The organism is Janthinobacterium sp. LM6 (assembly GCF_002002885.1).
GTDB classification, from domain to species: domain Bacteria; phylum Pseudomonadota; class Gammaproteobacteria; order Burkholderiales; family Burkholderiaceae_D; genus Janthinobacterium; species Janthinobacterium kumbetense.
In genome coordinates, this window is sequence record NZ_CP019510.1 from 2,497,535 (window position 1) to 2,518,032 (window position 20,498).

A 20,498-nucleotide genomic window follows, 5' to 3' on the forward strand; every position below is an offset into this window, starting at 1 on the left:
ATGCACGACGACGATGGCGGGGCTCCCGCCTGCGGCTTGCAGTTGCTTGCGTTGCTCGATAGCCATCTTGTCGACCAGGACGTGATCCTCTACAGCTTGATTGATGGCGCCAAGTTCGATGGTTTGGCCCGTATCCGCTTGCCAAGCGATCACAGCGTTGAGTTGTATTCCTTGTTAGGTGAATTGGCCGAGCCAGACGCCCTCTACGCCGGCCCGATATTGTTGCGGCATATCAAGCGCGAGCAATGTCCCTTGCTCGCCCAATTGCTTTGCACTGCCGGCAGCGCCCATTTCATGTCGCTGATTGTTTCTGACCGGCCCCTGCCGCAATTGCTGGAACGGCTGACTTGGCTGACCGAGGTGGAGCACGATGACGGTAGCGAGTGGATCATGCGCTACTACGATCCGCTTATCCTGCCGCACTGGCTGGACGTACTGGAAACGGCGCAGCGCAAGGCTGCACTCGCAGAAATCACGGGCTGGTTGTACATGGACGTGCGTGGGGTGCCACAAATTGTACCTGGCGAGAAGGATGAGGCGCCTGCGCCCCTTGGAAGTGAACGAATGCTTTTGACACAACATCAATATGTCGAGCTGATGAATAGAACAGCGCCGTACATGCTGATGAAGCAAATGGAGAACGATGATCCGCAGGCGCTAGATGGTTTACCTCCGGATCAGCGCTACGACTTTTTCCTTCAACAGCTGGGCAGGGCACAGGTATATGGACTCAGTTCGCCCACAGACTTGAAAAGCTACTGCATGTTGTCGCTCATGCTGGGCGCCGATTTTCACCTGTCCCCAATCGCCGCCGTCGCTTTGCAGGCGACGGGAACGGCGCAGTCATTCAGCGACCGGATATTGGCCTGGACTCCCCAGCAATGGGCTGCACTCGAAGAAATTTCCGCTTCCAGCATATGAATGCGATCCCGACATGAAAAAACTGACCTCTATCGTATTGTGCCTATTTATTTTGGCCGCTTGCAATTCCAAGGAAAAGGAAAATCGCTTGCAACAGGAATTAAGCGAGAAAACTTTCACTACCACCTCATATAACTACACGCCGTACGATATTTACTCCATCACCTTCAAGGGTATTTCACTGCCATTCAAGATCGATGAAGCTCCCAGCGGCGGTTCCATTTTTTTTCGCGACGCCAGCGAGGCTGAAATGGACAATGGTGAAAAAGTCCGTTTCAGTAGCGGAAATTGCTGTTTTATCTGGGACAGTCCCGTGGATAAACCGCTGAGAGTGCGGGTGGTCTGGAGTGTGGTGTTCGATACTGCCTACCACAATGGAAAATCGAGTGTTGACTATGACGAACGCACTTCCAGGCTGAGTTCTCCCGGAAGCCGCTGGTGTCAGGCCACTGTGGACATCCTGCCCGCCAAAGGGCCAGATCGCCCAACCACCGTGTTCTTGCACTTTCTTGCCGATGGGACAGTTCAGGCACATCTGGGAACCTTCAAGACGCAGGCGCCACTTTCTGCCGAGCAAGTGAAACTGCATGCCACGCGCCTTCCCCAAGGCCAGTTCTGCAAGCAGGAAATCGAGAATCCCTTTTATGGCATACCTCGCACACCGCATAGGGAATAGACCATGAGTAAACCAACGATACGCCGGCTTAGCGACGTCACGAAGAGTGAAAGGCTTGCCCGAGGAATCTATCGCAAGGAATTGGAGAAATGTGCGAAGGAGTCGGATTGCCGAAAGCCCGTCTGGATCAGTTGTTTTTTTGACGGAACTGGAAATAATTTCAAAAAAGATGGAAATGGTTCGCTGGCTTCGTCGAATGTAAAGTACAGCAATATTGCGAAACTGGGAAAATTTGCGCATACGGCCGACGATGAAAAAAACAAAACCTACGCGATATATACGCCAGGGGTCGGCACGCCGTTTCCGGAGATTCAGGACAGCGGTGATGGAATCGATGGGGCGCTCGGCATGGCATCGGCTGCAAAAGGGCAGGCCCGCATCAGCTGGATGCTGAAGGAGTTGAAGGTGCGGGTGGACAAACACATGCCGCATGTAAATCAAATCAATGTTGCCGTGTTTGGTTTCAGTCGGGGGGCGGCCCAGGCGCGGGCCTTTGTGCGTCAGTTGGCTGGACAGTGTTATCAGCAGGGAGATGGATTGATCTGGATCAAAAGTGGCGGATTTATTCAGCCGCGTCTGGTGATTTACTTCCTTGGTATTTTTGATACCGTGGCCTCGGTGGGGTTTGGCGGTAGCCGCCTTGAGTCGAATCTCAAATATCACCTGGGACCTGTCTGGGGCGGCGTGATGTATCTGGCAGACGAGGGCGGCCATGCGGAATGGGCCTCCGATCTGCGTATTCCACCGTATGTGCGCTTTTGCGAGCATTATGTCGCAGCGCATGAAGTGCGCGAGAAATTTCCATCAGACTCTATCCGAATCGACCAGGCCACTGACTCGAACTGTCGGGAAACCCTTTATCCCGGGGCCCACTCCGACGTGGGCGGCGGTTATGACGACATGAATCAGGAAGGACGGTCAAACGAACTGGCGCGCATTCCGCTGTGCAATATGTATCTGTCGGCATATGCCGCCGGGGTGCCGTTCAAGTCTCCCGAAGAGGTTCTTCAGGATTATGGCTCGCTGTTTAACATCAGCAGCGAATTGGAGGCATGCTTCGACGCTTACATGAAGCACGTCAGCGCGGACAAGCGGCTCGAGACGCAAGTCATCAGCCACATGAACAATTACTATCATTGGCGCTGGGGACGCACGGAACGCCAGCGCGCGGCGCGCAAGGAACGCGAAGCCATCATCGCAAAAGGGCAGTCCGTCATGTATGCCACGCCTGATAAATACATGACCACGACGGACAGCGAATGGGAACGCGACGTGCAGAATATCGCAGAAAAAAAGACAGGCTTTTTTCGCAGTGCCACGGAACCGCTGGAGGACGCGATCTACGATGCCTGGAAAGGCAAGCTCCGAAAGTCGATGCCGGTTGCCGAGCGGGCCTTGTTTGACAAATTCTTCGATCGTTATGTGCATGATTCTGTTGCGGGATTCAAGAATCAGATGAGTGACGCCAGTATCGGCTTTGTTGAAGCCAGTCGCTGGTCCCGAAACCGGCAGTATTTCATGGGGAAACGAGGCAAGAAATATCTGTACTGGCGATATGAGGGTTCAAAACCGGCATCGGGCGGCGTAAAAGAGGCGATGCTGGTGCCGAAAGAAGCGTCGACAGGTGGCGACACGGCGATAGCCTAGCAGAAACGGGCCTAGCTGCTATCTGGCGCGGGCCGCCGCCCTGGCTTGCTTGTCGCACTCGCGCGCAGCCGCTTTGCATGCGGAAAACGCTTGCAGATACGTCACGGCGGCCTGCCGCTCTTCGACCAGTTCCGCCACCCGCTGCGTGAGCTGCAATGGTGTCGTCGGGGGCAGTTTTTCCAGTTTCTTGCTGAGGTCTTTGAGAGAACGCTGCTGGCGCGCCAGTTCCGCGGCCAGCACGGCCTTGCGCTCGGCAGCGGGCAGGGCCGGATACAGCCTGCCGTTGCCGGCCCCGACACTGCCATCCGCCGTCATCGACTGCGATTCGTACGGGGCGCGAAATTCCAGCGCCAGCTTGCCATCGGCTTGCACGACGACCAGCAACTCCTCGGTGGCATTGCCGGCCGGCAGCGGCAGCGTGCGCGTTTCCGGCTTGCCGTCAGGCAACCAGCGGTACTCGATGGTCAGCTGCACCGGCTTGTGCGGCGTGGCCGGCAGGTAGAAACAGCAATTGGCGGCACTGCTCATGTAAGGGTTCAGGGGATCGGTATCGACGGCATTGGCCGGATTGCCGGCATCGCTGACGCCGACCTGGATGGCGCGGGCGCTGTAGTTCAGGGTGCTGACCGCTATCTTTGCCTCATCGGCCCCGGCCCGGTAATCGTGCTGGCCGCGCTCGCCGCGTTCGGCATGGCCTGCCAGCAGCGGCCGGCGCTGCACGGACTGGATGCCGATGGCAAAGATATGACTCAGGTAGCCAGTATCCGAACGGCCGTCGCGCGAATAACTGTCGCCGGGCGTGCGGTACAGGTAGCCGATGTCTGCAATGGACAGGGTGTGCACCTTGCTGTCCTGCGGAAATAGTGCTTCCTCCAGATAGCGATCCCTGGCGCCCATCACCTTTCCAGAGAGCACGCCAGCCCACGCCCGTTCCCCTGCGAAGCGGGGAAAGACGTTGAATTCGCCGTTGATGAACGGTTCGATTTTCAGCACATCCTGCGTCATGCCCGTGACGGGATCGATGACGGAATAAATCCCCGGAAAGGGCGAGTCTGCGGCGTGCGACAGCGTGGACATCGCGAAGATGATGCAGGCTGCGATCAAGGCGGGTTTGTGGCTCATGCTGGCTCCAATCGCATACAGGGTGGCTGACGGTGGAATGCCACCAGGTCGGCGGGATAGAATTTGGCATCGCGGTAGCTGCTGTCGTCGATATCGAGCAGGCAGGTGATGGCCGCCGCTTCCCATGACCAGTAGCCTGAAAAGGACGTGTCGCGCGCGTGGCTGTCATAGTAGGGTTCGCGGCGGCTGGCGTCATACCATTGCCTCAGGTAATCCTGCATCAGCGCCGGGCGCTGGTTTTTTTCTGCCGCAAATATCTTGAGCGTCTTGACGTAGGGCAAGTGGCGGGTACATTCCGGCCAGGCGGTATCCCTGTTATCGATGGAAAATGCCAGCAGGCGTTCGACCAGCCCATCTTTTTCGTGGTTGTTGAAATCGATGACTGGCGCCAGGCGGGGCAGCAAACTGCCCCAACCGAGGAGAATGCCAAGGCAGATCATCCGGTTGACCTGCTCGTAGCCGTCACCAGGCAAGGCGAAGTGGGGAAATCCCTGTTCCGCAGCGCTGGCCTGCACATCAAAAGCCCTGTCATAGCTGGCAAACTCTTCCCAGTATTCGAGTACCGTGGGATACAGCGCGCGCAGATCGGCTGTCGCATGGCCGGCGCTGTAGGCCAGGCTGAGCAGGTCGATGCCTTCCCAGGCCCGCTGGCGCGTGGCTGTCATGAAATTTTCTGGCGGGATATTTTGCAGTACTTCGGCAGGCTGTTGCAAGCCTGCCTCCACCATGTCGAAGCACTCGTCCTGGCTGTCTTTGCTTTCAAGGTAAATCGCGTAGGACAGCAGCGGTTCCCTGCGCCTGGCCAAAAAAGTGTGCTCGTCCAGAGTCTGCATCTTTACTCCCGAAAATCCGTGTCACGGCAGGGCTGTTTGCCTTCGACATGTCCGACATCGCCCGCCTCATTCATATATATGCTGGTATAACGGTTTTCCGCGCGCAGTGCACGTCCATACGCAACTAGATCTGTCGGATAGGCGAAATGATCGATACCGCTGTCATCGAGGTCAAACACAAAGGCCATTGCACCCGCTTCAAATGACCAGTAGCCGTAATAGGGAGCGTAGCCTTCGTCGCTAATGCGCAGATGGCCGTTGTACCAGCGTGGATGATCCTTCATGGCAGGGTACCACTGCTTCAAATATTTTTTGATGAGAGTTTGTGCCGTATCCTCATTGTTTTCATATACCGTCTTTAGCAACGTGTCGTAGGGCTGGCCCAGTATGCAGGTATCGAGGGTCATTTCATCGTCCACATACGCGCCAATCAGCTGTTCAAACAGGCCGTCTTGTCCTCGGTGACTGCGAAATATGCGGATGATGCGCATGACCGAGCGCTGATCGCGCAATAATATGGCGACACTTAATAATTGCAGCGTATCTTCATACTCGGACAGGTCGCCGAAATTCGGCGCTGCCCTGTATCGGTATGGGCCATATTCGGGATATTGCGACAAGATTTCCTCTTGTCGATACTGATCGGCTTCGTTCCATTCCGAAAACCTGTCCACGATATCTGACAGCCGTGGCGCAAGTTTCTCGATTGGCACGCCAGCGGTGTAATCGAGCATCCAGATCCAGAAATTTTCAAGATATAAGAAATGGTGCGCCAAACTGATGTCGTCAGCGAATTCAGCTGATTCCTTGTTTTTCAGCTGAACTTGTAGCAGGGCGCGTGAATTCTCCAGGGTTTTCTCATATAGGTCCTGACAAAGGAATTGTTGGCGACGACGATCATCAAATGGTGGATTTTTCATTCTATTCGCCGGGTTCTCGTTTGGCCGATGGTTTCATTTCCAGGCTGGTGTGGCGGCCTTCTTTCCATAACTGTCGCGCATAATCGACCAGGTCTTTGGGGTAGACGAGATGGTCGATCTGGCTGTCGTCCAGGTCGAGCATAAAGACGGTCGCACCCGCTTCAAAGGCCCAGTAACCGTAATAGGGAGCGTGGCCTTCGTCGCGGATTCTCAGATGCCCGTCGTACCAGCGGGGATGATCTTTCATGGCTGGATACCACTGTTTCAGATATTTTTGGAGCAGGTCGAGCGTGGCCTTCTCATCTTTCTCATAGAACGCTTGCAGCAGGGTGTCATAGGGCTTGCCGAGGATACCGGTGCCAAGCGCTTGCCCATCCTCCACATACCCGTCAATCAATTGTTCGAACAGGCCATCACGGCCACGGTGGCTGCGTAGCATGTAAATGATGCGTTTAACCGAATGATGATCGGGCAGCAAGATGGCAATGCTGAGTAGTTGTAGTGTGTCCTGATAGTCGGAAAGGACGGAAAACTCCGGTGCTCCCTCATATTCGTACGGCCCAAACTCCGGAAGCTCAATTGCCGTTTCCTGTTGATAGAGTTGATCGACCGCATTCCATTTTTCAAATTTATCGACGATGCCTGCGATGCGCGGCGCTAGCGCATTGATTGATTCGCCTGCCGTATAGTCGAGCATCCAGATCCAGAGTTTTTCCAAATACAAGAATTGATGAATCGCAGCATTTTGTTGCATCGTCTTAGTAATTTCTCTATTTTCAATTCCTCCTCCAATTAGCGACAATTGATTCAATCGCGTTTTATTGTAAAGTTCTTCATAGAGAAGTTGCTGTCTGCGTCGGTGATGAAAGGATAAATCTTCCATGTCTACGTGCTTTTTTCTTGGGTAAATTGTATTTTTGTCAAAGAAGGTATGCGCGAGCTGGAACCGCAATGCATGATTGCCTTTCCCGGTCGAGCATCAGGTTGATGGTCTCGAACATCAGTACAGTCGCTGTTTCCTCATGCGTTCAGGACGCGCCACACCGTCAAGCCATAGGCAGAATCCAGATTGCTCATGATCTCCCCCTGTTCAAATCGCCGGGTTTGCGGCGGAATATCGAGCGCTTGCCACTGACCGGTCTGTGGGCATGCCTCGCCGGAGTAGGCGCGCAATTCCAAAGCCTCCTGCGCTGGCGCGGTGGCATCCTTACCGCCGTTATTTTGGCCCTGACGCAGTTCGGTGCTGGGCCAGTCGCTGTCGGCGTCGAAGCGCCGCATCCAGCGCAGCGAGTCGGCGTCATTGAAGCGTTCGTTGGGGTCGCCATCCCATTGGCCAAAGCCCAGCAGCGCCATGTGGTCGTCGCGGATTGGCCTGAGCAGTTTGTTGAGCAGCGCCGGCAATTCAGGGACGCCCTCTTCAACCGGGTAGAGCGATGGCTCCTCGCCCAGTTCGATCCACAGGCCGGTATTGAGTTCGTCGATCCGGATTTGCGGATGGTGCAAATTGATTTTTACCTGCTCGCGGCTGAGATCCAATTTTTCGCGCCACGTATCCGATAGCAGGAAGCCCCAGGTTGGCGGGCGGATGCCGTCTGCCAGCGAGCCGCTCATGGAAAAAGGATAATCAATGTCCAAACCAAAAAATCGAGGTGCCAGAGAGCGTTCCCACACGGTCACTTCCGAGCGGGTGCCGAAAGCAATCGGATTGGCCATCGAAAAGCCGCTGTAAACCTGATCAGGTTTTAGTTTTTCCATGGTTTCCAGAACAAACTGCCGCCATGCATTCTTGTTATCCTTCCACCATGACCAGCGATAGTAGAATTGAATGAATGAGTAATCTCTGTTTGATGGTTCTGAATTATCGTTCATATGATCCCGCATTTTCCAGAAATATCCAGCAGTAGAAGGAGACGAGTTATGTTTTTTCTGATCGGTAAATTTGAAAATGAAATAGTCTTCTTTTTTTGTTTTTTTTGCAAACTCACGCAGATCAGGTAAACGTTTCGATCCGTAAGGGTGCGGTCTCTCAGAACTCGGATGTGTTGCGATAATATATGGATTTCCTGTGATTTTATAAAATTCTTCATGGATATCAATCATGAGATTGGATATGTCAAGATGGCGTTTAGTATCATACAAGAAGTAAAATGTTATGAAAGGAGACACCGCCAGATCTTGATTACCATCGTCACAGGACATGTTTAGCCATTCTTTGAGGTCAGCAACCATTCCCTCTACATCTTCGGCAGTAAAAAAACGTTCCGTTGTGCTCATCGTCTATTCCTTAATCTGGTTTCCTGTTCGTGCTTTTTCTCTTTAGGTTCCTTCGCTGCGACGCCTATGCAGTCTTCCGGTACACGCAGCAATGCGACTCGTTCCTGGCCGATTTTTTTCCTTGTGTTTCCGCTCTTGGGCGTCATAAGTTTCACATAGTCTTTCATCTGTGCATCCTTCACCCAATCATTCGGAAACTTGATCTCCACCGCCGCGAATACATTGTCGATTTCCCATGGCATTTGCCGGTATTCCGGAATCACCAGGTCGGGCGCCAGACTGCCACGTGGGCGGGGCCAGAATGGAAAGACGTCACTGAGCCGCTGCGGGCGCGTGGGCGGCGTGCCCAAATATGCCTTCTGGGTTGCGCGACTGTAGTTCGGCTCGGCTTTTAACGGGCTTGTCCAGTCGAGCATCAGGTCGATGGTCTCGAACATCAGTACAGTCGCTGTTTCTTCATGCTTTCAGGAAGCGCCACACCGTCAAGCCATAGGCAGAATCCAGATTGCTCATGATCTTGCCTTGTTCAAATCTGCGGGTTGGCGGCGGAATATCGAGCGCTTGCCATTGACCGGCCTGCGGGGAGGCCTCGCCGGCGCAGGCGCGCAATTCCAAAGGCTCGTGGCCTGATGCAGCTCGGCGCTTGGCCAGTCGCTGGCTGTGCGAGGTGGGAATTGGCTATTGTTTTTCACTCCAATGCCAGATTGTTTCGCCGTATGCCGCATCGTCAAAAACAGGCATTACTTGGCCTTGCACGAAGTGGCTGCGGCTGTGTAATTTTGCCGGGGTTTCCCAGAAGCCAGTTTGCGGGCAGGACTGGCCGCCCTCGACACGCCCTTTGTGTATCAGCGGTTCTGCAGCCAGGCTGGTATAGCGGCCTTCTTTCCGTAGCTGGCGCGCGTAGTCAACCAAGTCCTTGGGATAGACCAGATGGTCGATCTGGCTGTCGTCCAGGTCAAGTAGAAAAACCGTCGCACCCGCTTCAAATGCCCAGTAACCGTAATAGGGCGCGTAGCCTTCGTCGCGGATTCTCAGATGCCCGTCGTACCAGCGGGGATGATCTTTCATGGCTGGATACCACTGTTTCAGGTATTTTTGGAGCAGGTCGAGCGTGGCCTTCTCATCTTTCTCATAGAACGCTTGCAGCAGGGTGTCATAGGGCTTGCCGAGGATACCGGTGCCAAGCGCTTGCCCATCCTCCACATACCCGTCAATCAATTGTTCGAACAGGCCATCACGGCCACGGTGGCTGCGTAGCATGTAAATGATGCGTTTAACCGAATGATGATCGGGCAGCAAGATGGCAATGCTGAGTAGTTGTAGTGTGTCCTGATAGTCGGAAAGGACGGAAAACTCCGGTGCTCCCTCATATTCGTACGGCCCAAACTCCGGAAGCTCAATTGCCGTTTCCTGTTGATAGAGTTGATCGACCGCATTCCATTTTTCAAATTTATCGACGATGCCTGCGATGCGCGGCGCTAGCGCATTGATTGATTCGCCTGCCGTATAGTCGAGCATCCAGATCCAGAGTTTTTCCAAATACAAGAATTGATGAATCGCAGCATTTTGTTGCATCGTCTTAGTAATTTCTCTATTTTCAATTCCTCCTCCAATTAGCGACAATTGATTCAATCGCGTTTTATTGTAAAGTTCTTCATAGAGAAGTTGCTGTCTGCGTCGGTGATGAAAGGATAAATCTTCCATGTCTACGTGCTTTTTTCTTGGGTAAATTGTATTTTTGTCAAAGAAGGTATGCGCGAGCTGGAACCGCAATGCATGATTGCCTTTCCCGGTCGAGCATCAGGTTGATGGTCTCGAACATCAGTACAGTCGCTGTTTCCTCATGCGTTCAGGACGCGCCACACCGTCAAGCCATAGGCAGAATCCAGATTGCTCATGATCTCCCCCTGTTCAAATCGCCGGGTTTGCGGCGGAATATCGAGCGCTTGCCACTGACCGGTCTGTGGGCAGGCCTCGCCGGCGTAGGCGCGCAATTCCAAAGCTTCCTGCGCTGGCGTGGCGACATCCGGGCCGCCGTTATTTGGGCGCTGACGCAGCTCGGCGCTGGGCCAGTCGCTGGCTGTGCGAGATGGAAAATTGGCTATTGTTCTTCACTCCAATGCCAGATGGTTTCACCGTATGCCGCATCATCAAAAACAGGCATCACTTGACCTTGCGCAAAGTGACTGCGGCTGTGTAGCTTTGCTGGGGTTTCCCAGAAGCCGGTTTGCGGGCAGGGCTGGCCGCCCTCAACACGACCGGCCTTATTTATTAAGTCAGTATCCATGCTTGTGTAACGGTGTTCCGCGCGTAACTTGCGGCCATAATTGACCAAGTCTTTAGGGTAGACCAGATGATCGATAGCGCTGTCGTCCAGATCGAGAATAAAGACTGCAGCTCCGGCTTCAAATGCCCAATAGCCATAGTAGCCGGTGTAGCCCTCTTCGCTGATTCTAAGGTGCTCGTCATACCAGCGTGGATGATCCTTCATTGCCGGATACCACTGTTGTAAATATTGCTTGAGCAAGGTGAGTGTGGCCGTCTCATCTTCTTCATAAAACACACGTAGCAAGGTGTCATAAGGGGCGCCAAGTACACAGGTATCGCGCTCGACGACGTTGTCGACATAAGCACTGATCAATTGCTCGAACAGGCCATCTTGACCGCGATGGCTACGAAGTACGTGAATGATACGTTGGACCGAACGCTGATCGCGCGCCAAAATGGCAATGCTCAGCAGTTGCAGCGTGTCTTCGTAGTCGGAAAGTGTCGAGAAATCGGGCGCCCCCGAATATTTATATGGACCATATTCAGGCAGCTTCAGTGCACATTCCTGTTGATACTTTTGATCCACTTCGTTCCATTCTTCAAATTTGTCCACGATGTCGGCGATTCGAGGCGCCAGTTGATCGAGGGCAATGCCTGCCGTGTAGTCAAGCATCCATATCCAGAGTAATTCCAGATACAGGAAATGATGAACGGAGGAGCTTTCGCCTATCGAGTATGCATCCTTTCTGTTTTCTTCTCCTCCCCGGATCAAGGAAAGTTGATTTTCCCGTGTTTTTTCATACAGTTGCTCGTAAAGAAACTGTTGCCGCCGGCGCTGATGGAATGGAGGAGTATTCATCTTATCTTTGCTTATTTTTTTGACTTGAGGGCGGTTTGCCGGAGTTGTTTTTTGCTTCTGGCCGGCCGGCTGAATTTTCTGATGCCACTATCTTCATGCGTTTGCGGTTGTCTTCGGTATCGTCAATTTCAAGATACGTGAAGGTATCCGTGATGCCATGCGTTTGGCGATGCTTGTCGTGTAACTTGATATTGTAATGATCACCCGATGCGAGTAGCTCCAGCGTCGCTTCAAAATGGTCGAGAATTCCTGGTGCTGCGAGCAGCTTGAGTTTGTGTTGTGGGTGCGCTGGTGTGACGAAAGGATTCGAGACTGCAGTGGTGCCCAGCATCAGATACACCCAGCGGTTTTTCATATTGCTGCTTGTCTGCATGGCACTCGACTTAGTACTGTTGCGTATCCAGTCTTTGCCCATCTGAGTCCCTTTTTTGGGTTCCCCTAGCAAGGTCCATAACATTAGCTGTCTGTCGTTGGACGATGCGGGTGGTGGCGGAATGGTACCTTTTGCCGTATTTCTTTTCAGGCGCGCATGCAGGCTGTATACGCTCTCGCTGAATTTCGCTTCGATGAAGTGGAAAGTAGGGCCATCCGTCTGCCAGATCGTATCGACCCCAGACAGCGTCACCTTGGCGAGGTCTTCCGGCACCAACTCCGTGGGGCGCTTGTGTTTGCTGTCGGGGCCGACAATGCGTGGATATTCGCTGCGCCATTTGCCATGGATGTTGCCGTGCGGCCAAGCGCCTGCCTTCTTGAGCACATGATCCATATGGTAATAGTCTGCCATGTGCTCACCGACCAGTCCCCGCGGCCCAAATTTGATTTCAGACAGCAATTCGCGAATCGGTCGCGACGTATTCTTCACCGGCGCGGTGCCGCCGTCGCTGCTCTGGCGGTGCGAGTCGTCCACGGGTTTGTGTTCCTTGCCCTTGCCCGGCGAGTCCCGTTCTTTGTTTTTTGCTTTGGCATCCACGCCCTTGGACTTTTTATCTGAGCTTGTCGTGGGCGACTTGAACTGGGCGTTGGCACTGTGCGGATGCGCGTTGCCTGGCTTGTGATTGTGCCTGGCTGCCGTATTGGCGCCGGTGCCGGCTGCGACGGCGATTTTTTTTGCAGCCCACAAGGCGTCTTCACCCAGCATGTCTTCGATCAATTCCTGCAGCGCCTTGGCGCCCTGCGCAATGCCGGCTTTGAGCGGACCGCGCACCGCCTCGACTTGCGGCTTCATGTCGCGCGCCAAGTGCTGCAAGTCCGACGGCAGCCACCAATGGCTGGTCGACAGGTAGCCGAGCAATTGCACGCAGTTGTCCAGCGCGCTCATGGCCGTGCTGATTGCTAGCTGGGTGTTTTGCGCCCACTGGAAGGTTTTCAGGAATTTGATCGCGGCGCCCTTGCTCTTGCCCAGCATGGCTTCGATCATGACATTGCCGCCAGCGGCCGCCGCGCCAACCTCCTTGCGGTACTTGCGCAAAGGCTTGATGATGGTCTTGAACAGGCTGCCAACTTCCGGAATGCAGCCGAATGCCGCCAGCGCCATGTCGACCCAGTCATCGCGGGTCGCGCGCGACACGCCTTTCCTGCCGACCCGGTAGATCATGCCCGAGACATCGCGCACGTCCATCACCTGGTCAACCACGGGGATCAGGGAAATGGCGCCGCCGACGATCATGGCGGCCTTGCCCTGGTCATCCTCGAAGTCGCCCAAGATCAGGTCCTTGAAAAACTCTACAATCTCATCGACAAAATTCTGGCTCATGGTTGGGGATCCGGTTTACTGGTTTTCCTGGCCGCTTCCAGCAATGCGGATGCCTGTTTCAGCTGCTGCCTCGCTTGCTGCAGACGGGGTTCCGCTACCAATGGCGGCGCCACCCAGTCGCGCTGGTCCTCGCCATATTCAATGTGGTATGCGCCGGGAGGAATGTTTTCGAGGCGGGCATGGCCCTTGTCGTTGAGCAATCCACTGAGGGAAGTGCCATTGGCGAACGTGATTTTGTAAGGGGAGTTAATGACAGGCTCGAGATCGCCATAATGCAGGTTCAGCTCGACTGCCCGGCCCAGGTCGGCCGCATTCGGCATCGCCGGCAAGGTGAGCTGGCTGCTCGCCGGCCCCGTCAATTCCTTCATGCTGGCGTTGAAATCGATCTTGCCCGGTCCATGCAGCATGATGTTGCCGCCTTCGAGGCGGATGTACGCGCCTTGGGCCGTCATCAGGATGTGCTGCTTGGCCGCCGCCGTGACACTCTTGGCGGTGCTGCTGACGGTGATGGCCTTGTCCGCCGTCAGCCGTGTCGCATCGGACTGGCTTTGACTGCTGACCTTGCCGCTGGCCGCATGCAGGCGGATGCCGGTTTCCTGGTTGGGCTTGTCCTTGCTGCTGGCCTTGCCGTAGGTGAACAGACTGATGCCCTTGCCCAGCGCGTACAGGCTGTTGCCTTGCGCCGCAAAGTTGAGATCCGCGCCCGCCGCCAGATTGCCATTGCCGCCAGCGACCAGCACGGCGTTGGCCGGCGTGGTGGCGGCGATGCCGGACGGACTGGACAATTGCAGCTGCGGGTCGCCATACGCGCTGGCCTGGCCTTCGCCGCCCGCCGCCTGCTGGCCCTGGCCCGCAGCGGCAGCGCCCTCGGCCGTCGCGCCCAGGACCTCGATGCTGTGCTGCATCTGGGCGAGGGCGGGGAGCTGGGCGGCTGGCGAAGGCGTCTCCGCCTGGTCCGGCGTGGCAGCGGAAGCTGGCGCGGCCGCACCGGCTGTGGCCGGGCTGGGCATTTCGAGCGCGAAATGTTTCTGCGCCTGCTCAGCCAGCGAGGTCTGCAGTTGCAAGCTTTGCCTGAGCTGTTCCAGCGCTTCCTGCGCATCCATCTGGCTGCCGCTGGCATCGCGGCCATGCGCCGACAGCAGCATGCCCGCTCCCGCGCGCAGGGCGGCGCTGTGTTCCGTTTTCAGCTCGGCGCCAAAGCCTGCCGGCGCCAGCCGCTGGTTATCGCTCTGGTGCCGCAAATGGCCCAGGTTCAGTTCGGCTGTGCCCTGGTGAGGGCCCGCGTGGCGCTGCAAGGCGACGCGCCCCTGGCCCGGGCTGTCGTCGAACACCAGCTGGCTGTAGGCGCCGCCGCCGCCCTGGCTGGCCTGCATGGCTTGCGTCTTGATGCCCGACAAGGCCGCCGGGTGGGCGTGGGCGCCGGCTTGGCCGGGAAACCACGCCGGCGCGTTGCCCGTCGCCGCGCCCGTGCCCTGGCTGACCTGGTTGTTTTGCGCGTCGGCCTGGCCGCGGCCGTTGTACAGCGTGCCGATGACGACGGGGCGGTCGATATTGCCTTCCAAGAAATCGACGAGCACTTCCTGGCCCACGCGGGGCAGGGCGTTGCTGCCCCAGTTGGCGCCGGCGACGGGGGCCAGCGGCGTGGCGACCCTGACCCAAGTGCTGGCGCTATCGTCGCCGGGCGCGCCCGTGTGGCCGTCGGCCGCCGGATGCGCCAGCCGGCTATGGCTTTGCGCTCCCCGCTGCCAGTGGAATTGCACCTTGATGCGGTGGTCGCGGTCCGTATGCAGCTGGACGCCGGCCGGGCCGACGACGATGGCCGTCTGCTGGCCCATGATGCTGGGGCGCGGATGCAGCAGCTGGCCGTGGTCGTCGGCATAGCTGCTGCGATAGGGGATTTTGCTGCGGATGGCGTCGATGCGGTTGCGGTAGGGCGGGCGTTCGCCGATGGTGTCGCCGACGGCATGCAGGCTGCCGGCCGCTTCGTCGCCGATCAGCGCGTCGAGCAAGCCCTGGTCGAAGCGCTGCAGCAGTCCGCCGCCCAGCTCCGCATCGAGGTTGTTATGCATCAGGTGCACCGTGCGGGTGACGAGGAAGGTCGCTGCGTCGCCATCGCCCGCCGCGTCCGTTTGCGCCTGGCCGCTCAGGGTGAAGGTGGTGCCGGGCGCCAGGGTGCGTACGGTGCCTGCGCCGGTAAACACTTCCCTGGCCGCCGTCAGCGCCTGCAACTGGCGCTCGGCAAGCCGTTGCCCGTGCTCGCGCGACGGGTAGGCATAGGCGCCTGGCGTGTCGCGGCTGACCAGCGCCATCGTCCCGTCACTGGCGCCAGCGGCGCTGATGGGGCGCTGGCCCAGCGCGCGGTAGTCCCAGCTGGACAGTTCGATGCCGTTGGTTTGCTGGCGCAGCTGCATGCGCCAGCGGTCCATCGTGTCTTGCGGCATGACGGCGCCTGGCTGGCTGTAGGCGATGCTGGATTGGACGTTGGGCTTGAAGCTGCCGTTGTGGTCGGCGATGATGAGGGTATGGCTGCCCAGGCTGGCGCTGCCCGCATCGCCCGTGTGTTCGGCATAATAAAACAGCCCTTCCTCGCTCATCAGCCGTTCCGCAAAGGTCCAGTCGCTTTCCTGGTACTGGCTGCAGATGCTGCGTTTCGGATAGGCCGCGCGGTCGAGCAGATCGAAGCGCCAGGCGGGCGCCAGCATGCCCTGGCCCTGGTAGCGGGCGAAAATGACTTCGAGAATGTCCGGCACCGCCAGGTCCTGGAAGACGCGGCTGTCGCGGCCGTGGGCCAGGAAGGCCGTCCACGGCTGCATGGTCAGGTTGTAACGGGCAAAGCCGCCGTTCGCGCCCGCCAGTTCGACGGCGGTGATGTGGCCATGGAACGGGCGCCAGTCCTCGGTGCCTGCGGCCGTGCGCAATTCCAGCAGGATGGGCTGGCCGATCAGCGACTTGAGGGCAATGGCCGCGTCGAGCGACAGGGCGGCGATGTGGAAGACATAGCCCAGTCCCAGGCCTTCCTCGCCGCGCACGCATTCGGCCAGCAGCTTGTCCGGGCCCAGGGGCGTGCTCAGCTTCAGCAGGCGCGTGGCCTGGCTGAAGCCGTTGGCGACGGGTGACGCAGCAGATGACGGCGACGCGCTTGCTTGGACCAATTCGGACATTGCTTGGAACTCCGTGTGGCGAAATGTGGGTACTTGCAATTAATTCAATGATTTGCTTATAAGATTACACCTTAGAAATAGTGATTTAACAAGCGCGATTCAATTGAATCGTGCGGCAGCCCCTGTCATGCGCGGGCCGTGCGGGCCGTTTTTTCCCCTTCTGCTAGAGTGCGGATCTTGCCAATTCCACCATTGCAAAAAATACTGCGAAATATTGCTTAAAAACAATAATATGGCGTGCCGTGCCTGTTTTTCGGCAGCCGTCCCACGTGAACCGGAGCAAAAATGAATACAATGAAATGCGCGGCTGCCGCCGTGCTGTGTGCCAGCCTGTCGCCCGCCATGGCGGCGGCATCTCCCGTCGAACCTCCGTTCCTCGATGTGCTTGCCTATGAATATGCCAATTGCGTCCAGCCCGCCTATCACCAGGCCGAGCTGCGGGTACAGGACGGGGCGGGGCGCTACCAGATCGACGTCAAGGGCGAGGCCTACACGGTCGAACTGCAGGAGCGCATGGGCTTTTCGCTGCAGGCGGGCATTGACGGTCCCGTGGCAGCCATCGTCAAGCTGGACCGGCCGCCAACGGGGCAGTTCGGGGAGCAGGCGCGCTGGCGCGAACGCTGGCTGCGCGATGTGGCCGAGCGCAGCGGAGTGGCGCTGGAAGAGCGGGCGCTGGCCGGTGGCGCGCGCCTGCTGATCGTGAACAAGGGCGAGATCAAGGGCAATTATGTGGGCCAGTCCCTGCTGATCGATCCGGCGCGGCTGTTGTTCATCGATGTGGCGTGGCCGAACACGCTGGGGATCTATCGTGGCCCCGACGGCTTGCGGCATGTGCGGCAGGTGCAGGACGATGTATGGCAGCGCCTGCTGTCTTGCCCGCCGACTGCGTGACGCTGGCGGCCGCCGCATACCCCTCGCGCGCGCTCAGAAAAATAATAATGATTCTCATTTATAATGCGAATCCATGGGGGTGCGATGGGCTGGCGCCATGGCGCCACGGTCGGTGAAGGAGGGTATGATGGGCAGTGTGTATGGCAACGAGGACATGATCGCGCACGAGCATCGCGTGCTGATGGGGGAATATGGCCGCGCGCAGGCGCGCTGCAGTGCGCAACTGGCTGCGCAGGCGGCCCGCATCGCGCAGCTGGAGTCTGAATTGATGCGCGCGCGGGTGCAGGTCGTGATCCGCGATACCCGGCTGGCGCTGGCGCGCGATGAACTGGCCGAACTGGCGGCCAGCGTGCCGGGCTTGCCGACGCGCGTCCGGCTGGCCCGCCGGGTCGAGTGGCTCGGTGAACGAGTGCAGGATCTGATGCGCGAGTTGCTGCGCCTGCAGTGGCTGCCCGCGCCCTCCGCCGTACCCGTGTCCGCCTTGCAGGCCGACGTGCGCGAAAAAGCCGTGCTATATGTGAGCAACTATTCAAGCCTGGAGCTTGGCCAGGACGCGGGTGGCGCCAACGTGGCGCAGCAAGCCATCGAGCAGGCCGGCGGGCGCTTCCTGCACCATGCCGGCGGCGACGATGGCGCCGACGATGCGGCGGCGCTGGAAGCGGGCCTGGTGGCGGCCGACCTGGTAATTTGCCAGACGGGCTGCGTCAGCCACGATGCCTACTGGCGCGTGCACGACCACTGCAAGCGCACGGGCAAGCAGTGCGTGCTGGTGGATCAGCCGCAGGCCATGCATTTCGTGCGCAAGGAGGCGCTGGCCGCTTCTTAATGCCCGCTTAATCCGCATCGGGCAGAATGGTCGTCCATTCGACGTTATAAAGAGCGCCCATGCTGTCCCTGCAAATCGGCCCCCTGGCCCTGCCTACGGGCCTGGTCCTGCTGATCGTTTCCCTGTGCGCGGCCTACGTCGCGGCGTGGTCGCTACGGCGCTATCGCCAACTGCCGGACGCCGGTCCCCTCGTTTCCGACATGCTGATCGCTGGGCTGCTGGCGGCGCGGCTGGCATTCGTCTTGCGCTGGCACGAACAGTACCTGGCCGCGCCCTGGTCCATCCTCAACATCCGCGACGGCGGCTTCATGGCGCCGGCCGGCATCGCCGCCGCGCTGGCCATCGCCGCGTGGCGTTGCCGCCGTCCCGCCATGGCGGCCATGCGCCGCCCTCTCGCCATCAGCGTGGCATCGGGCGCGCTGGCCTGGGGCGTGCTGAGCGCGGGGATATCGCTGGCCTACGACAAGCCGGCGGCCTTGCCGGCCGTGGTGATGCCGGCGCTCGATGGCGCGCCGGTGACCCTGGCGGCGCTGGCCGGCGGCAAGCCGCTGGTGGTCAATCTGTGGGCCAGCTGGTGCCCGCCATGCCGGCGCGAGATGCCCGTGCTGGCCGCCGCGCAGCAGGCGCGCGCCGATATCGTTTTCGTGTATGCGAACCAGCGCGAGGGTGTGGCGGCCGCCAGCGCTTTCCTGGCGCGGAGCGGCGCGGCCCTGCGCAATGTGCTGCTCGACAGCGAGGCGGTGCTGGGCAAGGCGGCCGGTTCCTCGGCCCTGCCCACCACCCTGTTTTATGACGCGCAGGGGCGCCTGGTCGATACCCACCTGGGCGAATTGTCCGACGCCTCGCTGGCCAGCAAGCTGCGGAAGATCGCGCCGGCACCATAGCGCCTGTTCCTGCCTGAATGAGCCGCCCATCCGCGAGGATGCGCGGCTTTTTTAACGCCTTGCCGCATGCCGCGCGCTTTCTGATAGTATACCCCCCTATAGTATTTGTCGGAGTAAAACCATGGGACACACGGCGCACAACAAGACCAAGCTGCTGAACAGGATCAAACGCATCAAGGGACAGGTGGAAGGCCTGGAACGGGGCCTGGAAGAGGGCCGCGATTGCGGCGAAGTGCTGCAGCTGATCGCGGCCGTGCGCGGCGCCGTGAATGGCCTGATGGCCGAAGTCATCGAAGAACACCTGCGCGAGCACGTGGCCAGTTCCGATATCTCCGGCGACGAGCGGGCCAGGGGCGCCGACGACATCGCGGGCATCCTGCGCACCTACCTCAAATAAGGAGCACGTCATGCAAACGCAATCCCTCAACGAAGACCTGTCCGCGTGGCAGCATGAACACGTTTTTGGCGCAGCCAGCGACAAGGCGGAACGCCGCGCGCGCATCGTCATGTGGATCACCCTGGCCACCATGGCGCTGGAAATCGTCGCCGGCTGGTGGTACAACTCCATGGCCCTGCTGGCCGATGGCTGGCATATGAGTTCGCACGCGCTGGCCATCGGCCTGGCCGCATTTGCGTATGCGGCCGCGCGCCGCTATGCGCGCGACCCGCGCTTTGCCTTCGGCACGTGGAAGATCGAAGTGCTGGCCGGCTACACGAGCGCCATCCTGCTGCTGGGCGTGGCCGTGCTGATGGTGGCCGCTTCCGTCGAACGCCTGTTCTCGCCGCAGCCCATCCACTATCCGCAGGCGATGGCGGTGGCTGGTTTCGGCCTGTTGGTCAACCTCGTGTGCGCGCTGATCCTCGGCGGGCATCACGACCACCACGGCCACGGGCATCATGACCATCACGCTCACCACGAGCACCACGAGCACCATGGCCACCATGGCCACGGCGAAGACTTGAACATGAAGGCTGCGTACGTCCACGTGCTGGCCGATGCCGCCACGTCCGTGCTGGCTATCGTCGCGCTGGCCGGCGCGTGGGCTTACGGCTGGCGCTGGCTCGATCCCGTGATGGGCATCGCGGGCGCCGTGCTGGTGGCCCTGTGGGCGAAAAAGCTGATGCAGGAGACGGGCAAGGTCTTGCTGGACCGCGAGATGGACCATCCCGTGGTGGATGAAATTCGCGAAGCCGTGGAAGTGGAAAGCGCCGGCGACACGCCGCGCGTCGTCGACCTGCACGTGTGGCGGGTCGGCAAGCAGCTGTATTCATGCGCCTTGTCCGTCGTCAGCCGCGACGCCAGCCTGACGGCGGCCGAACTGCGCGCGCGCATCGGCATTCACGAGGAAATCGTTCACAGCACCATCGAGATTATTCGCCGGCCTTGACAATGATGGCGAAAAAGCACGCTGATGCGGGGCGTAGGCAGTATAATGTCGGCTTTTACAGCACGCGCTGTTCAC

20 protein-coding genes are annotated in these 20,498 nt (G+C 58.4%); 8 read left to right on the forward strand and 12 right to left on the reverse strand.

The genetic code is table 11. The features are described 5' to 3' along the window. Genes BZG29_RS11100 through BZG29_RS11110 form a run of 3 tightly spaced genes read left to right on the forward strand, consistent with a single transcriptional unit; the run spans position 1 to position 3,244 of the window. Positions 1-921 (forward strand): DUF4123 domain-containing protein, encoded by a 921-nt coding sequence (locus tag BZG29_RS11100; RefSeq protein WP_171984979.1) that lies wholly within the window; start codon positions 1-3, stop codon positions 919-921. A gap of 13 nt (positions 922-934) precedes the next feature. Then, positions 935-1,597 (forward strand): DUF3304 domain-containing protein, encoded by a 663-nt coding sequence (locus BZG29_RS11105; protein WP_077402318.1) that lies wholly within the window; start codon positions 935-937, stop codon positions 1,595-1,597. A gap of 3 nt (positions 1,598-1,600) precedes the next feature. Continuing rightward, the gene (locus tag BZG29_RS11110) at positions 1,601-3,244 is read left to right on the forward strand and encodes a DUF2235 domain-containing protein (RefSeq protein ID WP_077402321.1); all 1,644 of its coding nucleotides are present in this window, start codon (positions 1,601-1,603) and stop codon (positions 3,242-3,244) included. A gap of 18 nt (positions 3,245-3,262) precedes the next feature. On the opposite strand, the gene BZG29_RS11115 is transcribed toward BZG29_RS11110, so the two are convergent. The 12 genes from BZG29_RS11115 to tssI form a co-directional block, all read right to left on the reverse strand. Beyond that, a complete protein-coding gene (locus BZG29_RS11115) occupies positions 3,263-4,366 on the reverse strand; it encodes a hypothetical protein (RefSeq protein WP_077402324.1) in 1,104 nt (367 codons plus the stop codon). Then, positions 4,363-5,199 (reverse strand): PoNe immunity protein domain-containing protein, encoded by an 837-nt coding sequence (locus tag BZG29_RS11120; RefSeq protein WP_077402327.1) that lies wholly within the window; start codon positions 5,197-5,199, stop codon positions 4,363-4,365. Before BZG29_RS11120 ends, BZG29_RS11115 begins: the two co-directional genes overlap by 4 nt. 2 nt (positions 5,200-5,201) lie before the next feature. Then, positions 5,202-6,119, reverse strand: coding sequence for a PoNe immunity protein domain-containing protein (locus BZG29_RS11125; protein ID WP_077402330.1), 918 nt, complete (start codon positions 6,117-6,119; stop codon positions 5,202-5,204). Position 6,120: 1 nt separating this feature from the next. After that, positions 6,121-7,002, reverse strand: a complete 882-nt coding sequence (locus BZG29_RS28650; protein WP_150130867.1) for a PoNe immunity protein domain-containing protein — start codon at positions 7,000-7,002, stop codon at positions 6,121-6,123. Between the two features lie 137 nt (positions 7,003-7,139). Continuing rightward, positions 7,140-8,393 carry a type VI immunity family protein gene (locus BZG29_RS11135; protein WP_216350362.1) on the reverse strand — a complete coding sequence of 418 codons (1,254 nt, stop codon included), beginning with the start codon at positions 8,391-8,393 and terminating at the stop codon, positions 7,140-7,142. Next, on the reverse strand, positions 8,390-8,830 hold the full coding sequence (locus tag BZG29_RS11140; protein WP_253192853.1) for a VRR-NUC domain-containing protein: 441 nt from the start codon (positions 8,828-8,830) through the stop codon (positions 8,390-8,392). Before BZG29_RS11140 ends, BZG29_RS11135 begins: the two co-directional genes overlap by 4 nt. Positions 8,831-8,849: 19 nt before the next feature. Next, entirely contained in the window at positions 8,850-9,008 is a 159-nt protein-coding gene (locus tag BZG29_RS28105) for a hypothetical protein (protein ID WP_171984980.1), read from the reverse strand. Between the two features lie 63 nt (positions 9,009-9,071). Continuing rightward, positions 9,072-10,097, reverse strand: coding sequence for a PoNe immunity protein domain-containing protein (locus tag BZG29_RS28655; protein WP_150130868.1), 1,026 nt, complete (start codon positions 10,095-10,097; stop codon positions 9,072-9,074). Between the two features lie 137 nt (positions 10,098-10,234). After that, on the reverse strand, positions 10,235-10,393 hold the full coding sequence (locus tag BZG29_RS11150; RefSeq protein ID WP_216350363.1) for a hypothetical protein: 159 nt from the start codon (positions 10,391-10,393) through the stop codon (positions 10,235-10,237). A 101-nt stretch (positions 10,394-10,494) separates the two neighbouring features. Next, positions 10,495-11,520 (reverse strand): PoNe immunity protein domain-containing protein, encoded by a 1,026-nt coding sequence (locus tag BZG29_RS11155; protein WP_077402342.1) that lies wholly within the window; start codon positions 11,518-11,520, stop codon positions 10,495-10,497. A 1-nt stretch (position 11,521) separates the two neighbouring features. After that, entirely contained in the window at positions 11,522-13,273 is a 1,752-nt protein-coding gene (locus BZG29_RS11160) for a hypothetical protein (protein WP_077402346.1), read from the reverse strand. Further along, positions 13,270-16,434 (reverse strand): type VI secretion system Vgr family protein, encoded by a 3,165-nt coding sequence (gene tssI / locus BZG29_RS11165; protein WP_077402350.1) that lies wholly within the window; start codon positions 16,432-16,434, stop codon positions 13,270-13,272. Before tssI ends, BZG29_RS11160 begins: the two co-directional genes overlap by 4 nt. Positions 16,435-16,719: 285 nt before the next feature. Between tssI and BZG29_RS11170 the strand changes: the two genes are divergently transcribed. The 5 genes from BZG29_RS11170 (at position 16,720) to dmeF (ending at position 20,423) form a co-directional block, all read left to right on the forward strand. Continuing rightward, positions 16,720-17,325 (forward strand): hypothetical protein, encoded by a 606-nt coding sequence (locus BZG29_RS11170; RefSeq protein ID WP_150130869.1) that lies wholly within the window; start codon positions 16,720-16,722, stop codon positions 17,323-17,325. Positions 17,326-17,449: 124 nt separating this feature from the next. Beyond that, entirely contained in the window at positions 17,450-18,151 is a 702-nt protein-coding gene (locus BZG29_RS11175) for a DUF2325 domain-containing protein (protein WP_253192854.1), read from the forward strand. 59 nt (positions 18,152-18,210) lie between these two features. Next, on the forward strand, positions 18,211-19,035 hold the full coding sequence (locus tag BZG29_RS11180) for a TlpA disulfide reductase family protein (protein WP_077402356.1): 825 nt from the start codon (positions 18,211-18,213) through the stop codon (positions 19,033-19,035). A gap of 121 nt (positions 19,036-19,156) precedes the next feature. Continuing rightward, complete coding sequence (locus BZG29_RS11185; protein ID WP_077402359.1) at positions 19,157-19,432, forward strand: metal/formaldehyde-sensitive transcriptional repressor; 276 nt, start codon at positions 19,157-19,159, stop codon at positions 19,430-19,432. A 10-nt stretch (positions 19,433-19,442) separates the two neighbouring features. Next, positions 19,443-20,423, forward strand: coding sequence for a CDF family Co(II)/Ni(II) efflux transporter DmeF (gene dmeF / locus BZG29_RS11190; protein ID WP_077402362.1), 981 nt, complete (start codon positions 19,443-19,445; stop codon positions 20,421-20,423). Positions 20,424-20,498 lie beyond the last annotated feature (75 nt).

Excerpts from the sequence above, each read along its gene's own strand:
- BZG29_RS11185 (WP_077402359.1), top strand. The coding sequence starts at position 19,157 with ATGGGACACACGGCGCACAACAAGACCAAGCTGCTGAACAGGATCAAA.
- BZG29_RS11160 (WP_077402346.1), bottom strand. The coding sequence starts at position 13,273 with ATGAGCCAGAATTTTGTCGATGAGATTGTAGAGTTTTTCAAGGACCTG.
- BZG29_RS11170 (WP_150130869.1), top strand. The coding sequence starts at position 16,720 with ATGAATACAATGAAATGCGCGGCTGCCGCCGTGCTGTGTGCCAGCCTG.
- BZG29_RS11140 (WP_253192853.1), bottom strand. The coding sequence starts at position 8,830 with ATGTTCGAGACCATCGACCTGATGCTCGACTGGACAAGCCCGTTAAAA.
- BZG29_RS11135 (WP_216350362.1), bottom strand. The coding sequence starts at position 8,393 with ATGAGCACAACGGAACGTTTTTTTACTGCCGAAGATGTAGAGGGAATG.
- BZG29_RS11125 (WP_077402330.1), bottom strand. The coding sequence starts at position 6,119 with ATGAAAAATCCACCATTTGATGATCGTCGTCGCCAACAATTCCTTTGT.
- BZG29_RS11120 (WP_077402327.1), bottom strand. The coding sequence starts at position 5,199 with ATGCAGACTCTGGACGAGCACACTTTTTTGGCCAGGCGCAGGGAACCG.
- BZG29_RS11100 (WP_171984979.1), top strand. The coding sequence starts at position 1 with ATGCACGACGACGATGGCGGGGCTCCCGCCTGCGGCTTGCAGTTGCTT.
- BZG29_RS11180 (WP_077402356.1), top strand. The coding sequence starts at position 18,211 with ATGCTGTCCCTGCAAATCGGCCCCCTGGCCCTGCCTACGGGCCTGGTC.
- BZG29_RS11105 (WP_077402318.1), top strand. The coding sequence starts at position 935 with ATGAAAAAACTGACCTCTATCGTATTGTGCCTATTTATTTTGGCCGCT.
- BZG29_RS28655 (WP_150130868.1), bottom strand. The coding sequence starts at position 10,097 with ATGGAAGATTTATCCTTTCATCACCGACGCAGACAGCAACTTCTCTAT.
- BZG29_RS11155 (WP_077402342.1), bottom strand. The coding sequence starts at position 11,520 with ATGAATACTCCTCCATTCCATCAGCGCCGGCGGCAACAGTTTCTTTAC.
- BZG29_RS11115 (WP_077402324.1), bottom strand. The coding sequence starts at position 4,366 with ATGAGCCACAAACCCGCCTTGATCGCAGCCTGCATCATCTTCGCGATG.
- dmeF (WP_077402362.1), top strand. The coding sequence starts at position 19,443 with ATGCAAACGCAATCCCTCAACGAAGACCTGTCCGCGTGGCAGCATGAA.
- BZG29_RS28650 (WP_150130867.1), bottom strand. The coding sequence starts at position 7,002 with ATGGAAGATTTATCCTTTCATCACCGACGCAGACAGCAACTTCTCTAT.
- BZG29_RS11175 (WP_253192854.1), top strand. The coding sequence starts at position 17,450 with ATGATGGGCAGTGTGTATGGCAACGAGGACATGATCGCGCACGAGCAT.
- BZG29_RS11110 (WP_077402321.1), top strand. The coding sequence starts at position 1,601 with ATGAGTAAACCAACGATACGCCGGCTTAGCGACGTCACGAAGAGTGAA.
- tssI (WP_077402350.1), bottom strand. The coding sequence starts at position 16,434 with ATGTCCGAATTGGTCCAAGCAAGCGCGTCGCCGTCATCTGCTGCGTCA.